The sequence below is a fragment of the Paraburkholderia sp. SIMBA_030 genome (assembly GCF_046535245.1).
GTDB lineage: Bacteria > Pseudomonadota > Gammaproteobacteria > Burkholderiales > Burkholderiaceae > Paraburkholderia.
Genome location: NZ_JAWRXB010000298.1, coordinates 1 through 288, shown reverse-complemented (window position 1 = coordinate 288; position 288 = coordinate 1). Strand labels below are relative to the sequence as shown.

At 66.7% G+C, this 288-nt stretch carries 1 pseudogene; it reads left to right on the top strand.

Going from position 1 to position 288, the window contains the following annotated elements:
• Window positions 1–288 (top strand): annotated as a pseudogene (locus SB772_RS40080) (type 1 glutamine amidotransferase domain-containing protein); the annotation flags it as partial.

The following is a 288-nucleotide window of genomic DNA, read 5'->3' as shown; positions in this document are numbered from 1 at the left end:
AGCCACGGCAGCAAGGGCGAAGGTGGAGATCCCACGGGCTTTTATCTGTCGGAAGTGACGCATCCGCTCGCCGTGCTCGAAGCCGCCGGGATTCCGGTCGAATTCGCCTCGATCCAGGGCAGCGAGCCGCCCGTCGACGGCCTCGATCTCGACGATCCCGTGAACGCGCGCTACTGGAACGACGCCCGTTTTCGCGCCGCGATCGCGCAGTCGAAAGCGCTCGCCGATGTCGACCCGAGCACGCTTTCCGCGATCTTTTTCGCGGGCGGCCACGGCGCGATGTGGGAC